We start from the raw sequence: 19,107 nt of genomic DNA, 5'->3' as shown, positions 1-19,107 counted from the left end.
GTGGGGTTGGGGCCGCGGGACCGGGGGGGGGGGGTGCTACCCCCCGAAGGGGGGGCCGGCCGGCGCCCGCCCTCCCGGGGCGGGGGGGGGGGCGGGGGGCCCGCCCCGCCCCCCCCCACCACCTCATCCGAGGAAAGGAGGACCGGGGGGAACGCGTCACACCGCACCAACACGGGGGGATCTGGCCTGCCTGACGAAAGGGAGAGCGCAGCTCATGGCCAACCACACCACCGGCACCCCGCACCACCTTCGACACCCGACCCGGGCAGGGTTGGCCGCCATCGCCGCCACCCTGCTCGCCGCCACCTCGTTGACCGCCCTCGCGATCACCGGCACGGCGACTCCGGCCTCGGCGGCCGGGTTGTCACCCTTCGACATTTCCGGCCGGGGCGCGACCGTCCCGTTCGTCGAACAGGAGGCGGAGGAGGCCGCCCACAACGGCTCGAAGATCGGCCCGGACCGTCGCTACGGCACGCTGCCGTCCGAGGCGTCCGGCCGGGAGGCGGTCACCCTCGACGCCGTCGGCGAGTACGTCGAGTTCACCCTCACCGCGCCGGCCAACGCGGTCACCTTCCGCTACAGCCTGCCGGACAGCCCGGCCGGCACCGGCCGGGACGCCGCCATCGACCTGCGGGCCAACGGGTCGCTGCTGAAGTCCGTCCCGGTGACCTCACGGTACGGCTGGTACTACGGCGGATACCCGTTCAACAACAACCCGGGCGACACCAACCCGCACCACTTCTACGACGAGACCCGGGCGATGTTCGGCAGCACCCAGCCGGCCGGCGCGAAGATCCGGTTCCAGGTCTCCTCGACGGCGCAGTCGCCCTCGTTCACCATCGACCTCGCCGACTTCGAGCTGGTCGCCCCGGCGATCACCAAACCCTCGGGTGTGCTCGACGTGGTCACCGACTTCGGCGCCGACCCGAGCGGCGCGACCGACTCGACCGCGAAGTTCCAGGCGGCGGTCGACGCCGGCAAGGCCCAGGGCCGGGCCGTCTGGATCCCGACCGGCACCTTCACCCTCTGGGACCACGTGGTGGTCGACGGGGTGACCCTGCGCGGTGCCGGGCCCTGGTACTCGGTGCTCGGCGGCCGGCACCCGACCGACCGGAACCGGTCGGTCGGCATCTACGGCAAGTACGTCCCCGGTGGCGGCTACACCGGCCCGGTCCGCGCGCACGAGGCGAACGGCCCGAGCCGCAACGTCACACTGCGGGACTTCGCCATCATCGGCGACATCCGCGAGCGGATCGACGACGACCAGGTCAACGCCCTGGGCGGGGCGATGACCAACTCGGTGGTCGACAACCTGTGGCTGGAGAACACCAAGGTCGGGGCGTGGATGGACGGCCCGATGGACAACTTCACCATCCGCAACAGCCGGATCCTGGACCAGACCGCGGACGGGGTGAACTTCCACACCGGCGTCACCAACTCGACGGTGACCAACACGTTCGTCCGCAACACCGGCGACGACGCCCTGGCGATGTGGGCGCAGAGCGTGCCGAACGTCAAGAACTCCTTCACCCACAACACCATCGGCGTGACCCTGCTGGCGAACCACCTGGTCAGCTACGGCGGTCGGGACATCACGATCTCCGACAACGTGACGGCCGACTCGCTGACCAACGGCGGCGGCATCCATGTGGCCAACCGCTACCCGGGTGTGCAGGGCGACACCGCGGTCCGGGGCACCTGGACGATCGCCCGGAACACGTTGATCCGCAACGGCAACTCGGACTACAACTGGAACTTCGGCGTCGGGGCGATCTGGTTCTCCGCCCTCAACGAGTCGTTCCAACAGGCCACCATCAACATCACCGACACCGACATCCTGGACAGCTCGTACGCGGCCCTGCACTGGATCGAGGGCCAGACCAGCGGCATCAACCTCAGTAACGTACGGATCGACGGCGCCGGCACGTACGCGCTCCAGGTGCAGGCACCGAGCCAGGTGTCCTTCACCAACGTGCGGGCCACCAACATCGCGCAGAGCAACCCGATGCACAACTGCGTGGGCGGCGGCTTCCAGATCACCCAGGGCTCCGGCAACTCCGGCTGGTACACGTCGACCCCGTACTGCGGGCCGTGGCCGGACCCGCAGTGGGGTGGCGGACCCACCACGCCACCTCCGAGCAGTCCGGTACCCACCACCGGGGCACCGACCACACCGCCGCCCACCAGCGGGGGAAACCTGGCGCTGAACCGGTCGGCGACCGCGACAAGCACCAACCAGAGCTACACGGCGGCGAACGTGGTGGACGGCAACGCGGCCAGCTACTGGGAGAGCGCCAACAACGCCTTCCCCCAGTCGGTCACCGTCGACCTGGGTTCGACCCGCTCGGTCGACCGGGTGGTGCTCAAGCTGCCCAGCGGTTGGGAGCAACGCACCGAGACGCTGTCGGTGCTCGGCTCCACCGACGGCTCGTCGTACGCCACGCTGGCATCGTCCGCCGGTCGGGTGTTCGCCCCCGGCTCGGGCAACGCCGTGACGATCGGCCTGCCCTCCGGTGACCGCCGCTACGTCCGGGTGACAGTCACCGGCAACACCGGCTGGCCGGCGGCGCAGCTCTCCGAGGTCGAGGTGTACGGCGGCACCCAGACCACGCCGCCGCCGACCACCACCCCACCGCCGACCACCCCACCGCCGACCACCCCACCGCCCAGCGGCAACCTGGCGGCCGGGCGGTCGATCACCGAGACCAGCCACTCCGACGTGTACGCCGCCCCCAACGCGGTGGACGGCAACGCGAACACCTACTGGGAGAGCGCCAACAACGCCTTCCCGCAGTCGCTGACGGTGGACCTGGGCGCCAACCGGACGGTGTCCCGGGTCGTCCTGAAACTCCCGCCGTCGTCGGCCTGGCAGACGCGTACGCAGACGCTGGCGCTGCTCGGCTCGACGAACGGCTCGTCCTTCAGCACGTTGAAGGCGTCCGCCGCCTACACCTTCAACCCGGCCAGCGGCAACACCGTCACCGTGACCTTCACGGCGACCAGCCAGCGGTACCTGCGGCTGACCGTCACCGGCAACAGCGGCTGGCCAGCCGGTCAGCTCAGCGAGTTCGAGGTCTACTCCAGCTAGGCCGACGGCCCCCGCCCAGACCGGGCGGCGGCCACCGGTCGGGACCCGGCGCAGCGCGGCGCCGGCCCGCCCGCACCCGTCCCCCCGCACCGCACCGTCCCCCACCTGTCGCGGCACGACGGGCGTATCCCTGCACCCGTCACCGGGCAAAGCGCACCCCACACCACCCCCGAAAGAGGTGTAGCCACCCATGTTCAGAAACGGCACCACCCGAGGCACCCCGCGTGCCGGCTCGCCCGGCTCCGTCCCCCGAGCCGACAGAGCCGACAGCGCCCGCCGGGCCGGCCGACTGCCAGCCCGGCGGCTGCTCGCCGGCGCGCTCGCCGGACTGCTCGTCGCCGCCGTCCCCGCCGTCACCCCCGCGACCGCGGCACCGGCAGCGACGCCCGCTTCCGCCCCGGCCGGCTCCGCCCGCGCGGCCCTGCTCGCCGGGCTCTCCGCCAGCATGAGCGCCAGCAGCTACAACCAGAACTACGTGGCGAGCAACGCCAACGACGGCAACGCGTCGACCTACTGGGAGAGCGCCAACAACGCGTTCCCGCAGTGGATCCAGGCGGACCTGGGCGCCACGGTCAACGTCGACCGGGTGGTGCTGAAGCTGCCGCCCTCGGCGGACTGGCAGACCCGTACGCAGACGCTGTCGGTGCTCGGCTCCACCAACGGCTCGTCCTTCAGCACCCTGAAGGCGTCCGCCGGCTACACCTTCAACCCGAGCAGCGGCAACACCGCGACCGTCAGCTTCACCGCCGCCAGCACGCGCTACGTGCGGGTGCAGGTCACCGGCAACACCGGCTGGCCGGCCGCGCAGCTCTCCGAGGTCGAGGTGTACGGCGCCAGCGGTGGCACCGACACCCAGGCGCCAAGCGCTCCCGGCAACCTGGCGTACACCCAGCCGGCCAGCGGGCAGATCCGGCTCACCTGGTCGGCATCCTCCGACAACGTCGGCGTCACCGGCTACGACGTCTACGCCAACGGTGGGCTGCGCGGCAGCGTCGGCGGTTCGACGCTCACCTACACCGACAGCCAGGCGGACAGCGCCACCGTCTCGTACTACGTGCGGGCCAGGGACGCGGCCGGCAACCAGTCGGCGAACAGCAACACGGTGACCCGCACCGGCACCGGCAACCCGCCCACCGGGAGCAACCTGGCGGTCGGCAAGCCGATCACCGCCTCCGGGTTCGTGCACACGTTCGTGGCCACCAACGCCAACGACAACAACGTGGCCACCTACTGGGAGGGCAACGGCAACCCGAGCACGCTGACCGTGCAGCTCGGTGCGAACGCCAGCCTCAGCCAGGTCGTCGTGAAGCTCAACCCGGACTCGGCCTGGGGTGCGCGTACCCAGAACATCACGGTGCTCGGGCGGGACCAGGGCTCGTCGAGCTTCACCACACTGGTCGGCGCGACGAACTACGCCTTCAACCCGAGCAGCGGCAACACGGTGACCATCCCGGTCTCCGGCGCGGCGGCCGACGTCCGGCTCTCGATCGCCTCGAACACCGGCGCACCGGCCGGGCAGGTGGCCGAGTTCCAGGTCTTCGGCACCCCCGCGCCGAACCCGGACCTCACCGTGACCGGCATGTCGTACAGCCCGTCCGCACCGGTGGAGACCAGCACCATCACGCTCTCCGCGACAGTCCGCAACGCGGGCTCGACGGCCTCCGCCGCCACGAACGTCAACTTCTACCTGGGCTCCACCCGGGTCGGCACCGCGTCGGTCGGCGGCCTCGCGGCCGGTGCCTCGACCACCGTCAGCGCCAGCATCGGCACCCGCGACGCGGGCAGCTACCCGCTCAGCGCGAAGGTCGACGAGTCGAACACCGTCGTCGAGTCCGACGACACCAACAACAGCTACACCAACCCCAGCCCGCTGGTGGTCGGCGCGGTCGCCAGCTCCGACCTGGTCGCCTCCGCGGTCGACTGGTCGCCGGGCAACCCGCCGCCGGGCAGCACCGTCACCTTCTCGGTGTCGATCCGCAACGCCGGCAACCAGGCGTCCGCGTCCGGCTCGCACGGCATCACCCTGACCGTGCTCAACGAATCCGGCACCGTGGTCCGTACGCTGACCGGCTCGTACTCCGGGGTGATCAACGCCGGCGCGACGGTGGGCCCGGTCAACCTGGGCACCTGGACCGCCGCGAACGGCAGGTACACCGTCCGGGTGGTGCTCGCCGTGGACGGCAACGAGTTGCCGGTCAAGCAGACGAACAACACGAGTGACCGTCCGCTCTTCGTGGGGCGCGGCGCGAACCTGGGCTACGACATGTACGAGGCCGAGGACGGCACGACCGGCGGCGGAGCGGGGCAGGTCGGCCCGAACCGGGAGATCGGCAACCTCGGCGGTGAGGCGTCCGGGCGTCGGGCGGTGACCCTGAACAGCACCGGCGCGTACGTCGAGTGGACCACCCGGGCGGCGACCAACACCCTGGTCACCCGCTTCTCCATCCCCGACTCGGCGGGCGGCGGGGGCATCGACTCGACGCTGAACATCTACGTCAACGGCACCCTGCACAAGCCGATCAACCTGACCTCCAAGCACATCTGGCTCTACGGTGCGGAGGCCAGCCCGAGTGACTCGCCAAGCGCCGGCCCGCCTCGCCACCTGTACGACGAGGCGAACGTGATGCTGAACTCGACGATCCCGGCCGGCAGCAGGATCCGGCTCCAGAAGGACCCGGCCAACACCACCACGTACGCGATCGACTTCGTCAACCTGGAGCTTGTCGCACCGCGAGCCAACCCGGACCCGTCCCGTTACCGGGTGCCGTCCGGCTTCAGCCACCAGGACGTCCAGAACGCCCTGGACGCGGTCCGGATGGACACCACCGGCAACCTGCTCGGCGTCTACCTGCCGGCCGGCACCTACGAGACCTCGCAGAAGCTCCAGGTGTACGGCAAGCCGATCACGGTGACCGGCGCGGGCATGTGGTACACCCGCTTCCAGACCCCGACCGGCCAGCAGAACACCGACGCGGGCTTCCGGGTGGAGTCGTCGGCCAGCGGGTCGTCCTTCTCCCACCTGGCCTTCTTCGGCAACTACACGAACCGCATCGACGGGCCGGGCAAGGTCTGGGGTGAGCTGAAGGACGTCGACAACATGACGTTGGACAGCGTCTGGGTCGAGCACACCGTCTGCGCGTACTGGGGGGTGAGCGTCAGCGGGCTGACCATCAAGAACAGCCGCTTCCGCAACACCTTCGCCGACGGGGTGAACCTGACCAACGGCAGCACCAACAACCTGGTCACCAACACCGAGGGGCGGTCGAACGGCGACGACGCGTTCGCCCTCTTCTCGGCCACCGACCAGGGCGCGTCGACAGGCAACAACGGCAACGTGTTCGAGAACCTCACCGCCACGCTGACCTGGCGGGCGGCCGGGCTGGCGGTCTACGGCGGCTACAACAACATCTTCCGCAACCTCTACATCGCGGACATGTTGACGTACTCCGGGATCACCATCAGCTCGCTGGACTTCGGCTATCCGTTCATCGGGTTCGGAGCCAGCCCACCGACGCAGTTCCAGAACATCTCGCTGATCCGGGCCGGTGGGCATTTCTGGGGCTCCCAGACATTCCCCGCGATCTGGGTCTTCTCCGCCTCGAAGGAGTTCCGCGGCATCCGGGTGTCCGACGTGGACATCGTCGATCCGACGTACTCGGGAATCATGTTCCAGACCAAGTACAACGGCTCGCAGCCGGAGAACCCGATCACCGACACCGTCTTCACCAACATCTCGATCAGCGGTGCCCGCAAGAGCGGTGACGCGTTCGACGCCAAGTCGGGCTTCGCGGTCTGGGCCAACGAGATGCCGGAACCTGGTCAGGGCCCGGCGGTCGGCTCGGTCACCTTCAACAACCTGCGACTGACGAACAACGCGGTGGACATCCGCAACACCACGTCGACCTTCACCATCAACCGCAACTGAGCTACGACGCCGCCGGGGGGTGGACTCCTCCCGGCGGCGTCGCGCCGTGTCGGCCCTCGCCCGCCACGAACCGGGCCGCGCCGGCGGCCGCGTCCGTGGCGAGCGAATCCATCCCGTACGCCAGCTCGGTCGCCAGCGCCTCCGGCTCGGGTAGCCCGCCGCCCGCCAGGACCGCCGCCCGGTCGTTGCGCAGGCAGGTCTGCGGGTGCCGGGCGATCTCCGCCGCCAACTCCTCGGCCGCGGCCCGTGCCTGGCCGGGTGGCACCAACCGATTGACCAACCCCATCGAGTACGCCTCCTCCGCCGGCACCGGCCGGCCGGTGAGGATCAGATCCATGGCCCGGCTCTCGCCGATCAACCGGGGCAGCCGCACGGTGCCACCGTCGATAAGCGGCACTCCCCAGCGGCGGCAGAACACGCCGAGCGTCGCGTCGGACTCGGCGACCCGCAGGTCACACCAGAGCGCCAACTCGAGCCCACCCGCCACCGCGTACCCGGAGATCGCCGCGATCACCGGTTTGCTGAGCGTCATCCGGGTCGGGCCCATCGGGCCGTCCCCCTCCGGCTCGACCCGGTTGCCGCTCGGCGTGCCGAGGGCCTTGAGGTCGGCTCCGGCGCAGAACGTGCCCCCAGCCCCCCAGAGCACGGCCACCGCGGCGTCCGGATCGGCCTCGAAGGCCCGAAACGCGTCGGCGAGCGCCCGAGCCGTAGGCCCGTCCACAGCGTTGCGCGCCGGAACCCGATCCAGGATCACTGTGCAAACCGCCCCAACCCGCGTCACCCGCACACCCATCCCGCCAGCATGCTCGCCCCGCCCCCCACCCCACAATCCCCGTCGATCTTGCACTTTCGGTCGCCCTTTCGCGGCCTGTGCCGCGAATTGTCGGGGCAGAAAGTGCAAGATCGGCGGGGTGGGTGGCGTGGCAGGTTTGTTCCCGCCGACCGGTTTGCGACGGCAATCGCCGGGAAGTCGGTACTCGTGCGAGCACTTTTGACGAAAGTTGAGCAGGACTCCCGGCTGGACGGCGCGGGAGACCGGTTGCAGAAGGTCGTCCTGGGGACGCTGCGTCCGCGGCGGCTGCGCGACCTGCTGCACGGGGTGACCCTCGGGCATCCGCTACACCCGGCGATGGTGCAGGTACCGGTCGGCGCGTGGATCAGCGCCGCCGTGCTGGACCTGATGCCCGGCCAACGTCGACCCGCCACCGTGCTTGTCGGCCTGGGCACCGTCAGCGCGGTGCCGGCGGCGATCGCCGGGCTGAACGACTGGGCGGCACTCGCCCGGGACCAGCGCCGGGTCGGCCTCGTGCACGCCGCCGCCAACACCGTCGGCCTGACGCTCTACGCCGGCTCGCTGGCCGCGCGGCTGTCCGGTCGGCACGGCGTCGGCCGCGCACTCGGCTTCCTCGGGCTCTCCACCGTGAGCCTCGGGGCGTACATCGGGGGTCACCTCGCGTACAAGCAGGGGGCGCAGGTCAACCAGAGCGTCTCCGAGTTGCACCGGATGACCGACGGCTGGCACTCGCTCGCCGACATGGCCACGTTGCCGCAGCGCACCCTGATCACCCGAGAGGTGGACGACGACATCTCGGTGATCCTCTACCGGCACGGTGACGAGGTGACCGTGATGTTGGAGCGTTGCCCGCACCAGAGCGGGCCGCTCGGCGAGGGCGAGGTGCAGGAGATCGACGGCCACGCCTGCGTGGTCTGCCCGTGGCACGGCAGCGCGTTCCGGCTCAACGGCGGCGAGGTCATGCAGGGGCCCTCCGGCAACGACCAGCAGATCCTGCCCACCCGGATCCAGAACGGCGTGCTCCAGACCCGCCTACCCTGAGGCGGTACGCGCCGGGGCGGGCGAACGGATCAGCCGCGTCGGTGTCGGCCGACCGACGGCCCGTCCGATGCGGAGTCCACGTCGTGCCCGCCGTCGAAGAATCCGCCCTCCGGGCTGCCGCCCGCCCAACCGTCGTCGGCACCCCAACCCGACGCACCGGCGTGCGCCGTTCCACTGCCGGGAGGCGCGATCCCACTGCCGGGCGACGCCATTCCCCTGCCGTTCGGTGCGGTACCGCCGTCGCGAGACGCCGTGCCACCACCGATCGGTGCCATGCCGACGTCACGTGTTGCTGGCGCCTCGACGGCCGCGGCCGCCCGGCTGGCGGCCCACGCCGCACCGCTTCCCGCCGACCCGGAACCGGTCCGCCGGAGGCCGCTGGTGCGACCCGCGCCGCCAGCACCCCGGCTCGTGCTCCCGCCGGCCCGGCCGACACCGCCCCGGGGCGTGCGGGAGGAACCGAGAGCCGCTCCGGCGGTGGCCGGGCGTCGCCGCAGCCCCAACACGGCGCCGATCTGAGCGCCGACGATGCTCGCCACGGCGAGGACGGCCGAGACGGCGAGCGGCCGGTTCACCCGGTCCTCGGTGCCGGCCCGGGCCGCGCCAACGGTCATCGCCGGTGGTTGGCCCGCCGACTCCGTACCGCCGGGGGGTGCCGGGGTCGGCTGTTGCGGTGCGGCCCGTTCGGGCGCCGGCCGGGGCGCGGGTGGCTTCGGCGTCGCGGGCCGGTCGACGAGCCGGCCGGTGGCGTGCTGCCGGGCACCCTGGTCGGCGGCCTCCGTGGGCAGTCGAAGCAACTGACCGGGGCGGATCCGGTCCGGGTCGTCGAGCTTGTTGAGCTTGGCGAGCTGTCGGTAGTCGCCGAACTCGTCCAGGTAACGCTCGGCCACCTCGCCGAGGTAGTCACCCCGCGCCACCCGGTACACCGGGGCGGGCTCGTCGTGGGCTGTCGAGCCGCCAGGTGCGGCGGCCCTGCCCGCCAACCCGCCCTGTGCCAGCGGGGCCGCCGTGTCCGGCGTCGCACCCGTGCGGGTCGGTGCGGCCAGGGTGGCGGTGGCCGGTGCGTTCGTGCTCGCGTACGCCGGGGCACCGTACACCGCCGCGGCGCTGGCGGCGGCCGGGCTGGCGGCGAGGATCAGCGCGACCGAGCCGACAAGCGCGGCGGCGGCCTTCTGCTGGCGACTCATCCCGGGCAGCTTCGGTGCCGGGCGGCGCAGGCTCTGCGCCCCCAATTCGACGAGGACGGAGAAGGCGAACGTGGCCCAGCCGAACCAGCCGGCCACCGCCAGTGCCCGCAGGAAGAGTTGGCCGTCGTCGCGACTGGTCAGCGTGGTGCCGATCTCGGCGATGGTGGGGAGGTGATCAGGCAGGGGATTGCCCGCGAAGGCCAGCAGCGCGATCGGCGCGCCGACCAACAGCGCGCACAGCACGGCCAGCGCGCCGACGCCGGTGAGGATCCGTCCGGTCCGTCGTACGACGGACCCACCCGATACGGGCATGGCTGCCTTCCTTCCTACGGTGCTGCTGCGGTGATGGCCCGCGCGGTCGCCTCGCCGGTGACGGTGACCGTCTTGTCCTGGACGAACGGCCCGACCATCGAGCGGTTGTAGGTGATCGTGACGGTGACCCGGATCAGGGTTTCCCCGGCGACCTCGGGGAAGCTCACGGTGTGGCCGCTGGTGCCGGTGGCGGCGGCCAGGTAGCTGGCGACCGCCGCGGTCGCCTCGGTCTCGTCGATCCGCGGCACCCCGCCATCGATCGCGGTCGCCCGATCGATGGCCTGACCACCGGCGCGGGCGGCCTCGGCGGCCAGGTTCTCGGCACGTTGCAGGGTGCGTAGCTGGCCGGCGCCGTCGAAGGAGAGACCCACGATGGCGAGTACGCCGATCATCGCCACCGCCAGGAAGATGCTCACCCGGCCGTGGTCGCCCGAGAGGCGGCGGCGGCCGTCCCCGGTCATTCCCGGCCCCGGTAACGGTCGAGTGGCGAGGTGAACGTCGCGCTCACCTGCTTCTCGCCCGGCATTCCGGGCAGGATGTCGAGGGCGATGTCCTGGAGCGACACCAGGCAGGTCACCGTCACCGTCACCGTGGCGTCCGCACCGACCGGGCTGCTGAAGGCGTCGTCGAAACTGCTCGGTTGGCCACCCACCGAGCCGGTGAGTTCCGGGTTCGGGTCGTTGGCGCAGGCCAACCCATGCCAGTTCAGCTGATCCTGGACGGCCTTCAGCGCCGCCGTCCGGGCCGTGGTCGAGTCCCGGGAGATCGACGCGGCGCGGGCGGCGTCGTGTGCCGCGGCGTCGATCGTCTCCGCCGCCACCGCGGTACGCCCGACGACGCCGGCCAGCACCATCAGCGCGATGAACGCGGGCGCGAGCACCGCCACCTCGATGGAGACCGAGCCCCGCTCGGCGGTGCGGCTCATGGGTCGGTCACCCTCTCCATCGTCCCGTGGGCGGTCTGCCGCACCGCGAAGTCCACGCCCGGCACCACCGACAGGGAGCGGCCGCTCACCGTGCAGGTGACCTCGACCTCGTCGATGATCACGCAGGTCGGGTCGGTGCTGTCCCAGCCCACCAGCCAGCCGCCAGCGGTCTGGAGGAAGTGGGTCGCGCTGTCCACGCCGGCGCCGTCGGGCGCCTGGTACGGCCGTTGCGCGTTGACGCCGCTCTGCGCGGCGTGCAGCGCGGTCGAGCGGGCCAGGAAGACGGCCGCGATCTGGATCGAGGCGAAGAGCAGCACCAGGATCAACGGCATCATCACCGCCAGCTCCACCGGATTGGCGCCCCGCTCCCGGTCGCCGCCCGCGAGGTGGTGCCGGGTGGCGGTGACCGCCCGGCGCCACCTCGGAAACGCGGCTCGACGCATCCCGGTTACTCGCCCCCGCCTTCGCCGCTGCCCGGGCCTGGTTCCGTGTAGTCCGGAATGCCGTCCATCCAGTTGTTGGCCTTGGCCAGGGCCAGGGCGGTGACGGCCATGGCGACGGCGACCAGGCCGGCGATGATCACCGCAGTGGGCACCGGGCTGTCACCGCGTTCACTGTCACGGCGCAGCTCGGCCAGGCGCGTCGTCAGCACGACGTGCAGATAGCTGAGAATGGGCATGGCGTTCTCCTTCAGGGGGAGGCTTCAGAGACGGGCGACGAACGGGTAGAGGACGAAGCCGAGCAGCACGAAGACGAGCAGTGCGCCCGGAATGTCGAGTCGGCTGGTCACTCCCTCGGCGCGGGCGAGGTTGTCGGTACGGATCTGGTCGCGAAGCGAGTCGGCCCGGCTGCGCAGGGTCTCGTGCACCTGTGCCCCCTCGCTGCCCGAGGAGCGCATGATCGCGCCGACATCGCCCAACTCCGGGATGCCGATCTTGTCGGCGAGGTCGCGCAGCTCGTCCCAGGGCGCGTGCATCTGCATCTGGGCGATCCGCAGCGACTCCTGGAGCCGGTCGAACACCCAGCCGTCGCAGACCGCCGCCGCGCGCTCCAACGACTGCACCGGCCCGTGCGCGGCGGACAGTTGCAACGCCACCAGGTCGAGATAGGTGCAGACGGCCGCACGGAACTCCTCCCGGGCGGCCTCGGCCTTGGTCAGCACCGCCCGGTGTGCCAGCAGCCCGCCGATCAGAGCCAGGCCGAGGCTGCCGAGCACCGGTACGGCGAGCGGGAACGACAGGCCGACCGCCAGCAGCGCCACCCCGAGCACTGTCGGCGCGGCCAGCCCGATCAGTGCGGAGAGCAGTACGGACAGCGCGTACTGCTCGGGGGTCTGGCCGATCAGGGCCAGTTGCCGGTGTGGCGGGCGCAGCCAGCGGGAGAGCCCGGTCAGAGCGTCCAGCCGTCGGGAGGCGGGAGTGGCTACCCGGCCGGTGCCCGGCGGCTGGTGCAGACGACGCAGCGCCGGGCCGAGCGCCGGCGTCGCCGGGACCAACTCCCGGACCACCAGGAACACGCCCAACCCGACCCCGGCGCCACCGCAGACCGCCATGGCGAGCTGCCAGTTCAGCATCATGCGATCACCTCGCCGGGATCGGGCGCCGGCAGGAACCGGGACGGCCGTTGCGGCTGGCTCATCGAGCGCACCCAGGCCAGCAGGCCGATGAAGGTCGCGCCGAGGGCGGCCATCACCACCTGACCCACCGGCGTGCCGTACGGCTTGATGTACTCGGAGTTGAGCAGCCCGTACGCCAGGGTCGCCAGGGTCATCCCGGTGAGGAAACGGACCGCGAACCGGGGTTGGGTCCGCTTGGCCTCGATCTCCCGACGGGTGGCCACCTCCGCTGATGCCGCGGTGGCGATCGAGCCGAGCACGTCGCCCAGCCGCTCGCCCCGGTCCGACAGGTGCAGGATCAGCGCCGCCACCACCTGGTCACCGACCGGGTCGGCGATCTCGTCGGCGAACGCCAGCAGCGCGGATCGGGCCAGCCAGCCGGCCTGGAGGCGAGCGGCGAGCAGTCGTACCTCGTCCTCGATGCCGGGTGGCACGCTGCCGATCGTGCCAATGATCGACTGTTGGAGGCCCTGCCCGGTGCCGGAGACGTCCTTGAGTCGGCGGGTCCACTCGCCCACCGCCTCGATCCGGGCGATCGCCCTCTTCTCGGCCTTGCCCACCCCGAACAGCCACGGGGTGCCGGGCACCGCCACCGCCACCAGCAGGCCCACCACCGGCAGCCCGGTCAGCAGGAACGCCAGTGCGCCGGCAACCACCGCGGCGACCAGCAGCATCTGGTAGGCCCGCTGCTCGGCCGGGGTGGCGCCCGGTCCGCGCCACAGTCGACCCGGACCCCGGCCGCCTCCCGGACGAGGCCCGGGGGGTCGGCGGGTGCCGACGAGCGCGACCACCGCCAACAGCAGACCGGCCACACAGGCGGCCCCGGAGACCACCGCGATCACCTCAAGGCTGCCCAGCATCAGGTCACCGCCGGGCCAGTCGGGTCTGTCGGGGCCGTCGCCAGGCACCGGCGCCGGCCTCGACCCAGCGGGTCAGCAACCGCGCGTCGTAACCGACCCGCAGCAACTGGTCGCGGACCCGCTCGGGCAGGTGCCGGGGGACCGCCCGACCGTCCGGGCCGGGGCCGAAGACCGTGGTGGTGGTGATCCGTCCGGCTTCACCGGCCCCGATCACCTCCTCCACGTGCGAGACGAACCGGTGTTTACGCCCGCCGATGGCGGTCTCGTCCTCGACGGTGACGTAGACGATCAGGTCGAGGGCGTTGCCGGCCATCCGACGGGCCTGGTCGACAGTCATCTCGCGGCCGTGCGCCAGCGCCAGCTCGACGATCCGTTCACCCACTCCGGCGGCCGTGCGAGCGTGGATCGTGCACATCGAGCCCCGGCTGGTCGTCATCGCCTGGAGCATCGGCACGATCTCCCGGGACCGCACCTCACCCACGATGATCCGCAACACGCCCATCCGCAGCGACAGGGGGATCAGGTCGGCGATCGTCACCTCACCGGCCGGACGCCCGTCGAAGCCGCGCTCGCCGTGCCCCTCCCGGGCCTCGAAGCTCATCACCGCCCGGTGCCGCTCCCTGCGGCGGGCCGGCAGCAACTCCCGGCTCTCCTCCAACAGCACATACGGCTCGTCGGGCGGGATCTCGTTCATCAACGCCCGGATGATCGTGGTCTTGCCGGCACCGGCCAGCCCGGCGACCATGATGTTCAACCCGGCGCGCATCGCCGCGCGGAGGAAGTCGCGCAACAGCGGGTCGATCATCTCGTCGAGGTCACCCCGGGCGCCCGCGATGTCGTCGAGGCTCACGTCCAGGGTGTTGTGCTTGCGGATCACCGCGTACGGGCGGTGGCTGACCAGGAACACCGCCGCCAGTCGACTGCCGTCGGGCAGTTGCAGGTCGAGGGTGGGCTTCACGGTGGACAGGGACCGCTCGGTCGCACCCGCCCGGCGGGCCGCCGCCTGGAGGATCTCCACCAGCTCGGCGTCGCTGTCGGCGATCGGTTCGGCCCAGTCCACCCCGCCGCCGTGCCGGGCGATGCGCACCTGGTCGCAGCCGAGGATGTGCACCTCCTCGATGGTGTCGTCGACGAGCAGCGTCTGTAGTCGACCCAGCCCCACCAGCTCGGCGGTCACCTGGTCGAGCAGCAGGCGCTCCTCACCGGCGGCCATCGGGGTGCCGGCCCGTCGGACGAAGTCCGCGTACGCGGCGACCACCATGACGGCCAGCCGGGCCCGCTCGGTGTCCTCCTCGTCGACTGTGAACTCCCGGCCGCGCTGCCACAGGGTGAGCCGTTCGGTGAGTTCCCGGCGCAGCTCCCGGACCACCTGGAAGTCCGTCCGGGGGCGGGGCGTGGACGCCGGCGGTGGCGTGGCGGTCGGCGTCGGCTGCGGCGTCGGCATGGACTGGTGGTGCCGGCCGTTCGGCACGGCCAGCGGCGGCTCGGTGGAGGTCGCGCCCGGCGGCTGTTGGCGAGGATCCGCGGAGACCGGCTCAAACCGCATCCGGGACTCCCTGCTGCACGGGCCAGGCCAGCCGGGCCTGCCGCCGCTCCAGGAGCGCGCCGATCGGCACCTCCAACGCGGTGGCCGCGCGCATCAGCGGCCGTCCGGTCCGTATGGTCCCGCCCAGGGCGAGCACCCCTGCGGTACGCGGATCGTGTGGCAGCCGTGCGATCACCGGCAGTTTCAGGGCGCGACTGATCTCGGCTCGCCCGTGCCCGCCGCCGACCAACAGCAGCCGCAGGGTGCCGGCTGGCACCCGATGCTCGGCGAAGTCCCGTTCGATCGCGGTGATCACCGCCCGGGTGCCGGAGAGGTCCGGCAGTTGCGCCCGGGTCACCAGCAGCACCACCGAGGCTGCCCGCAGCACCGGCCATGGGGGTGCGCCCACGTGCAGCCGGCCACAGTCGACAAGCACGTCGTAGCCGGGGATGCCGCGATCGAGGGCGTTGAAGTAGTCGGCGAACCGCTGCCAGAGCGGGGTGACGCTGCCACCCTGGGCCGGGTCGACGATCCCGGGCAGCAGCAGTCGTTCCCGGCGGGGCGCGTCCAGGTCGACAAGTTGCGACCAGAACGCGGTCTCCAGGTTGCCGTCGCGCAGCTCCCCGACGGCCAGTTCGCCGATGCCGCGGGGGCCGTCCAACTGGCCGCCGAGATAGCCGGCGAGGATCGACCCGCCGGCCGGGTCGCACTCGGCGAGCACCAGCCGTCGGTGCCAGGCAAGCGTGCAGGCCAGCGCGGAGGTCGTGACGCCGGGCGAACCCTTCGCCGACACCAGCGCGATGATCGCCATGCTCAGGCCGCCTCGGTCAGCACGACGGCGATGCGCGCCTGCGCGGTGAGGGCCACCACCGCGGGCACGTCCCGGGTGGAGAGCGCCAGGTACAGCACCTTGTCGGTGTTGGCCGGGCTGACCATGTCGATCACGATGGCGGGGAACCGGGTGCCGGCGGCGGCCGGGTCCCCGTTGGCGCTGCGGTTCGGGGTGCTGATCAGCAGGACCTTGTCCCCGGGGTGCAGTTGCCGAGCCGGCACCTGGGCGGTCTTCAGGCCGAGCGCGATCTGCTGCTGGTCGGGGCCGAGCAGCGGGTCGTCGGTGACCTGCCCCAGGGTGAGCAGCGTGCCCGGGACCAGCTTCACCGCGGCCCGTTTGCCGACCACCTCGTCGAGCCGGCCGGCGGGCACCGGGCGCAGCCCCTGCCCGCCGGCGACCTGCACGGTGACCAGGTCGGTGGCGCTGATCTCCCGGCCCACCTCCACCTGCCGGGCGACCGCGAGATAACTGCCGGTGGCCCGGACCGAGGTGACCGCGAACGCCGCGCCCAGCCCACCCAGGGCGATCAGGAGTACGGCGAGACCGAGCAACCCCGGGCGGACCCGACGTTGCCGGACCACCTTCGGCGGGCTGACCGGTGCGTCCACCGACCCGGTCCCGTTGTGCGTCGCGAGACTCATCGGGTCACCACCTGGAGCTCGTTGATCTGGATCTGTACGACGTCGCTGTTCCGGGTCACCAGGATCTCTCCGCTCTGCCCACCGCCGCTCCAGGTCACCTTCCAGTGGGTGGTGGCGGTGACGTCGTAGGTGCCGGCCTTCTGGTAGCCCTTGTGGTAGCCGCAGGTCGGGGAGGTGCGGCCGGCAAGGTCCTTGTTCGTCGCGACGTACGGGGTGCCGGCACCGGGGCAGGACACCTGATCGCCGTTGCCCATGTCCCAGACGATCCGGTCGACCTGCGCCGTGATCTCGACTGTGACGTCCCGATCGGTCTCGTCGGCGTAGAGCGGGCCGAAGTAGGCGTTTTTCGGGTCGGACCACATCCACACCGGCAGGCCGACCAGGCCGGGGCCGTTCCTCTTGCGGGGTGCGACAGCCAGCGGCGCCCGCTCCAGCGTGATCTTCGCCAGGGCGCGGCGGGCCAACTCCTCCGGGTTGGGCGGTGCGCCGAAGCCGGGCGGCGGCTCGCGCAGCACCACTGTTATGTTGCCCACGTCCGCGCCGCCGTTGCAGGTCTGCACGTACCAGTGTTGGCCCTCGGGTGCCTCGTCCTGCGGCTCGGCCAGCTTGTAGTAGCAGCCGTCGCCGCTGTTGAACCAGCCCTTGAACTCGTCGTAGCAGGGCACCGTCCGCCCGTCCCACCGGCAGACTCCACCACCACCGCCACCACCGTCGTCATCCCCGCCGCCGTTGTCCCCGCCGCCACCGGGACCGCCCGGCTTGCCGGGTTCGTCGTCCCAGACGCTGCAGTCGGGCTGGTCGGGCGGGCAGCTCGCCCCCGGGCCGGCGCGCCGGGCGGCGGCGGCCGGCAGGGTCGTGCCGACCACCAGGAGGAGCGCGAGCCCGATGCCGGCGAGGGCCCGCCGAGCTGTCGCGACCCCGGGGGTACGCGCCGGAGCGACCCCTCCTGCCCAGGTCAGCATGGCTGGTCCCGGTGCAGCGTGCCCGCGTTGATCAGCCAGCGGCCGTCGGGAAATCGGGTCGCCGTGGCGGTGGACAGGTGCCTACCGCCCCCGCTGCCCGGCACCACGCGCTTGTTCCTGGTGTAGACCAACCGGTAGCCGGTCATGTCCAGGCAGTCCTGGATCTCGACGGTGGCCGGGTTCGCGTCCAGGCTGACGGCGGTCACGGTCGGGTCGGACTTCAACGTCCCGGTTCGCACAGCACCGTGCTCCTTAGCATCACGAATGGACAATTGCACCCGAGTCAGAAGTGGATCAGCGAGAAACCGGGACAGTTCCGGCGCGTGTGGATCGCTGCGCCCACTCGCCGCCCGCGAGGCCGCCAGATAACCGGAGTACGCGTCGAGCGCCGCCTTTTCGGCAGCGCGCCGTTCGACGTCCGGCTCCGTCCGTTGCCCGTCGTCCTGGGCTGCCGCCGGCCCTTCGACGGCCTCCTGCCCGCCGGCGCAGGCGGTGACCGGCACCACCGCCACGACCGCCAGCAGGCAGATCGCCGCTCGTCTGAGCTGCCGTCCGCGCACCGTCGAGCCTCCTCGTGGTCGCCCGGCGCGGTGACGGATCACCGCCGCTGGGCATGCGGAAGCGCGCCCGGATCAGCACATCCGGAGCCGATCATTGCGCCTCCGCATTCACCGTTGCGGATCTTCTACAAAAACAAGGTCCCGTGTCGTCGGATTGTGAAGGTGAGGCTTGCATCACACCCAAGGGGCGAGCATAAGCTGACGCTCGCCGATGCAACAGAGGCAATCAAAGCGAATACACTGCGTGATGACAGGTGGTGGTGGCAGGTGCCCGCACCGCGTCCGGCCCGATGGCCCGGCGAAAGATCGTCAGTGGCCGGGTGCCGGTGGGCGGCTCTGGGTCGACGGCGCCTCGTCGGCGGTCCCGGGAGTGGGACATCGCGGTCTCATCCCGGCATCCGGACGGGGTTGCCGACCGATCGACGAGCTGTCGCGACCGGCGGGGTGCCCGGCCCCGATCCCGCCGGAGGCACCCTCGGATGGTCGACGGGGAAGGTCGGTTTCTGCGCCATCCGCCACACCACGGCGATCGTACCGTCACTATCCGTGTTTGCCGCTGCGGCGGGATGTCGGGGTGCCCTGGCGGTGACATGGCGCTGACCGGCCCCCCTGCGGCAGTCCCCGGTCGGGAAGATCCACCCGAGCGGAACCCGCCACCCCCGGCGTCCGGTGGCCCGACGACACCCGCCCGCCCGTCACCAGCCGCCCCCGGGGCAGCCGCGACGACGCCCGCCGGCTCGGCGCACACGACCTCCTCGCCCCCGGGGGGTCACACACCTTCGGCCGCACGCTCCCCATCCGTGGCCCACGCCCGGGGTTCGACCGTGCTCGCGTTCCTCAC

At 71.7% G+C, this 19,107-nt stretch carries 15 protein-coding genes and 1 pseudogene; 3 read left to right on the top strand and 13 right to left on the bottom strand.

The features are described from left to right. Positions 1-214: 214 nt before the first annotated feature. The gene (locus tag ACGFIW_RS10055; RefSeq protein WP_393312541.1) at positions 215-3,088 is read left to right on the top strand and encodes a discoidin domain-containing protein; all 2,874 of its coding nucleotides are present in this window, start codon (positions 215-217) and stop codon (positions 3,086-3,088) included. 190 nt (positions 3,089-3,278) lie between these two features. After that, positions 3,279-7,013: a discoidin domain-containing protein gene (locus ACGFIW_RS10050; protein WP_393312539.1), complete on the top strand. Its 3,735-nt coding sequence runs from the start codon at positions 3,279-3,281 to the stop codon at positions 7,011-7,013. A 1-nt stretch (position 7,014) separates the two neighbouring features. Here the strand turns inward: ACGFIW_RS10050 and ACGFIW_RS10045 are convergent, their stop codons facing one another. Then, positions 7,015-7,806, bottom strand: a complete 792-nt coding sequence (locus ACGFIW_RS10045) for a crotonase/enoyl-CoA hydratase family protein (RefSeq protein ID WP_393312537.1) — start codon at positions 7,804-7,806, stop codon at positions 7,015-7,017. 186 nt (positions 7,807-7,992) lie between these two features. On the opposite strand from ACGFIW_RS10045, the gene ACGFIW_RS10040 reads away from it, so the two are divergent. Continuing rightward, positions 7,993-8,847, top strand: coding sequence for a DUF2231 domain-containing protein (locus tag ACGFIW_RS10040; RefSeq protein WP_393312535.1), 855 nt, complete (start codon positions 7,993-7,995; stop codon positions 8,845-8,847). Between the two features lie 29 nt (positions 8,848-8,876). On the opposite strand, the gene ACGFIW_RS10035 is transcribed toward ACGFIW_RS10040, so the two are convergent. From ACGFIW_RS10035 to ACGFIW_RS09980, 12 genes and pseudogenes are all read right to left on the bottom strand, one after another. After that, positions 8,877-10,346 (bottom strand): LysM peptidoglycan-binding domain-containing protein, encoded by a 1,470-nt coding sequence (locus tag ACGFIW_RS10035; RefSeq protein ID WP_393312533.1) that lies wholly within the window; start codon positions 10,344-10,346, stop codon positions 8,877-8,879. Between the two features lie 14 nt (positions 10,347-10,360). Continuing rightward, on the bottom strand, positions 10,361-10,807 hold the full coding sequence (locus ACGFIW_RS10030; protein ID WP_393312531.1) for a pilus assembly protein TadG-related protein: 447 nt from the start codon (positions 10,805-10,807) through the stop codon (positions 10,361-10,363). Further along, positions 10,804-11,271 carry a TadE/TadG family type IV pilus assembly protein gene (locus ACGFIW_RS10025; protein WP_393312529.1) on the bottom strand — a complete coding sequence of 156 codons (468 nt, stop codon included), beginning with the start codon at positions 11,269-11,271 and terminating at the stop codon, positions 10,804-10,806. Before ACGFIW_RS10025 ends, ACGFIW_RS10030 begins: the two co-directional genes overlap by 4 nt. After that, a complete protein-coding gene (locus tag ACGFIW_RS10020) occupies positions 11,268-11,714 on the bottom strand; it encodes a TadE family protein (RefSeq protein WP_393312527.1) in 447 nt (148 codons plus the stop codon). The genes ACGFIW_RS10025 and ACGFIW_RS10020 overlap by 4 nt, the downstream gene beginning before the upstream one ends. Positions 11,715-11,719: 5 nt before the next feature. Next, positions 11,720-11,950 (bottom strand): hypothetical protein, encoded by a 231-nt coding sequence (locus tag ACGFIW_RS10015; protein WP_393312525.1) that lies wholly within the window; start codon positions 11,948-11,950, stop codon positions 11,720-11,722. Positions 11,951-11,974: 24 nt separating this feature from the next. Beyond that, on the bottom strand, positions 11,975-12,844 hold the full coding sequence (locus tag ACGFIW_RS10010) for a type II secretion system F family protein (protein WP_393312796.1): 870 nt from the start codon (positions 12,842-12,844) through the stop codon (positions 11,975-11,977). Then, positions 12,844-13,790: pseudogene (locus tag ACGFIW_RS10005) on the bottom strand (type II secretion system F family protein). Before ACGFIW_RS10005 ends, ACGFIW_RS10010 begins: the two are co-directional and overlap by 1 nt. Then, positions 13,751-15,292: a CpaF family protein gene (locus ACGFIW_RS10000; protein ID WP_393312523.1), complete on the bottom strand. Its 1,542-nt coding sequence runs from the start codon at positions 15,290-15,292 to the stop codon at positions 13,751-13,753. The pseudogene ACGFIW_RS10005 and the gene ACGFIW_RS10000 overlap by 40 nt, the downstream one beginning before the upstream one ends. Then, positions 15,282-16,082 carry a ParA family protein gene (locus ACGFIW_RS09995; RefSeq protein ID WP_393312521.1) on the bottom strand — a complete coding sequence of 267 codons (801 nt, stop codon included), beginning with the start codon at positions 16,080-16,082 and terminating at the stop codon, positions 15,282-15,284. Before ACGFIW_RS09995 ends, ACGFIW_RS10000 begins: the two co-directional genes overlap by 11 nt. 2 nt (positions 16,083-16,084) lie before the next feature. Further along, positions 16,085-16,744 (bottom strand): SAF domain-containing protein, encoded by a 660-nt coding sequence (locus ACGFIW_RS09990; RefSeq protein ID WP_393312519.1) that lies wholly within the window; start codon positions 16,742-16,744, stop codon positions 16,085-16,087. Beyond that, positions 16,741-17,706: a hypothetical protein gene (locus tag ACGFIW_RS09985; RefSeq protein WP_393312517.1), complete on the bottom strand. Its 966-nt coding sequence runs from the start codon at positions 17,704-17,706 to the stop codon at positions 16,741-16,743. The genes ACGFIW_RS09990 and ACGFIW_RS09985 overlap by 4 nt, the downstream gene beginning before the upstream one ends. Next, complete coding sequence (locus ACGFIW_RS09980; RefSeq protein ID WP_393312515.1) at positions 17,700-18,266, bottom strand: hypothetical protein; 567 nt, start codon at positions 18,264-18,266, stop codon at positions 17,700-17,702. The genes ACGFIW_RS09985 and ACGFIW_RS09980 overlap by 7 nt, the downstream gene beginning before the upstream one ends. Positions 18,267-19,107 lie beyond the last annotated feature (841 nt).

Source organism: Micromonospora sp. NPDC048935 (assembly GCF_043197875.1).
In the GTDB taxonomy this organism is placed as follows: Bacteria; Actinomycetota; Actinomycetes; order Mycobacteriales; family Micromonosporaceae; genus Micromonospora.
The sequence above is the reverse complement of the archived record's forward strand: the minus strand, read 5'-3'. Positions and strand labels throughout refer to the sequence as shown.